A 2,007-nucleotide genomic window follows, 5' to 3' on the forward strand; every position below is an offset into this window, starting at 1 on the left:
CCGCCCGGGCGGCGCGCGCCTGCGCGGCGCGGCGAGCCGCGTCGGCGGTGATCCGGTCCTGGGTGCCGTGCGGTCGGTCCACGGTGGTGCCTCCTGTCGCGCTCCCGGTGGCCACCGGGAGCCCCTTGCCCGGGGTCAGCAGCCCCGCGGTACTGCTCGCCGTCGGCCCGCACTCCGCGGAGGCGGCCTCCTGGCGGATGCGCCGATCGCTCACCGCGACCACGCGCAGCGCCTCGGAGAACCGGTCGTCCGCCCGGGACTCCAGCAGCTGCTGCCGGTGCCGCAGCTTGTGCGGCACCAGGTACGCCACCCACAGGACCACCAGCGCGAGCGCGACCGGTCCTGCGAGATCGTTCACGTCATGACGGTAGGCGTCGGGACGTCGCGTCCCGCGGACCGCCGCGGCGTGTCGGCCTGTGTGTCACCGTTCCGGACGGTGTCACCCGTTCCGGACGGCGTCACCCGTGCCGGGTCCGCCAGCGCTTGAGCAGGCCGCCCGGGACGTCCTCGACCGTGAGGGCGAACGTCCGGTGGTCGCACCAGCGGTCCTGGATGTGCAGGTACTTCTCGCGCAGCCCCTCGTCGCGGAACCCGAGCTTCTCGACGACGCGCAGCGACGGCCCGTTCTCCGGGCGGATGTTGATCTCGACCCGGTGCAGCTCGAGCGCGGTGAAGCAGTGGTCCGTGGCCAGCGCGACGGCGGTCGGCGTGATGCCCATGCCGGCGACGTGCTCGGACACCCAGTACCCGATGGCCGCGGAGCGCAGCGAGCCGTACGTGATCGAGGAGACCGTGAGCTGGCCGACCAGCCGCCCGTCGAGGTCGATGGCGAACGGCAGGGTCACCCCGGCGCGCGCCTGCGTCGACAGCGAGCGCACGAAGGTGCCGAACGACGGCCGGGGACCCGTGACCGGCACGGGGCTGGTGGCGTCCCACGGCTCGAGCCAGGCGGCGTTCTGCGCGCGCAGTGCCATCCAGATCTCCTGGTCGCGGCGCCGCAGGGGGCGCAGCCGCACGTCCCCGTCGACGAGCACAGCGGGCCAACCGGTCGCCATCAGCCCTCCAGCACGAGGCAGTGGATCACCTGGCGGGGGTGCACCGTCAGGTCCTGCTCGCCGACGACCGCGAGCGCGTTGGCCTGCGCCAGCGCGTTGATCGTCGGTGCCGACGGGTCGCCGATCGGCGTCACGCGATACCCCTCGTCGGGCGATCCGAGCACGGTGGCGGGCACGAACTGCCGCAGCCCCGGCGGGGAGAGCCACCCCTCGGTGACCTCGGCGGCGACCGACGGCCGGAACAGCTCGGCGTGCCCGGCCATGGCCCGCAGCGCCGGGCGGACGAAGACCTCGAACGACACCTGCGCGGCGACGGGGTGCCCCTGCAGCGCGAAGATCGGCACGGACTTGTCGCTGGCCAGCTCGTCGGCCACGGTCCCGAACCCGTGCCGCTGCCCGGGCGTCATGGCGATCTGGTCGAGCCGGACGCTGCCCATCGGCGCGAGCACGTCCTTGACGGTGTCGTGCGTCAGCTCGGACAGCCCCCCGGTGATCACGATCAGGTCGGCGCGGACCAGCTGGTCCTCGAGCGCCTCGCGCAGGATCGCCCGGTCGTCGCCCAGGATGCCGACGCGGACCGAGGTGGCGCCGGCGTCGCGGACCGCGGCCTCGAGCGCGTGCCCGTCGGCCTCGAACACGCCGCCACCGCCCGCCCGGTCGGCATGCGTGCCCGGCTCGATCAGCTCGTCACCGACGGAGAGCAGGACGACGCGGGGCGTCGGGTGCACGCGCAGCCGCCCGCGACCCATGGCCGCGGCCAGCGCCAGCTGCCGGGCCCCCAGCCGCGTGCCCTGCTGCAGCACCACGTCGCCCGCACGCACGTCGGAGGCCGCCGCGCGCACGTGCTGACCCGCGACGGCGGGGCGCTGCATGGCGACGCGGGCGGTCCCGCGGTCGGTCTCCTCGAGCGGGACGACGGCGTCGGCCCCCAGCGGCAGCGGCGCGCCGGACG

The 2,007-nt window shown here is 75.2% G+C and carries 2 protein-coding genes and 1 pseudogene; all 3 read right to left on the reverse strand.

Translation table 11 applies throughout. The annotated features are described in order from the left end of the window. Positions 1-358, reverse strand: a pseudogene (locus ACXJKG_RS20820) (hypothetical protein); the annotation flags it as partial. Positions 359-458: 100 nt separating this feature from the next. Further along, a complete protein-coding gene (locus ACXJKG_RS20825) occupies positions 459-1,055 on the reverse strand; it encodes a GNAT family N-acetyltransferase (RefSeq protein WP_456847624.1) in 597 nt (198 codons plus the stop codon). After that, positions 1,055-2,007, reverse strand: a 953-nt coding sequence (locus ACXJKG_RS20830) for a molybdopterin molybdotransferase MoeA (protein ID WP_456847625.1), incomplete at its 5' end; no start/stop codon positions are given. The genes ACXJKG_RS20830 and ACXJKG_RS20825, both read right to left, overlap by 1 nt.

It is taken from the genome of Cellulomonas sp. P5_C6 (assembly GCF_054049635.1).

Coding starts and splice junctions, on each gene's coding strand:
- ACXJKG_RS20825 (WP_456847624.1), bottom strand. CDS start 1,055: ATGGCGACCGGTTGGCCCGCTGTGCTCGTCGACGGGGACGTGCGGCTG.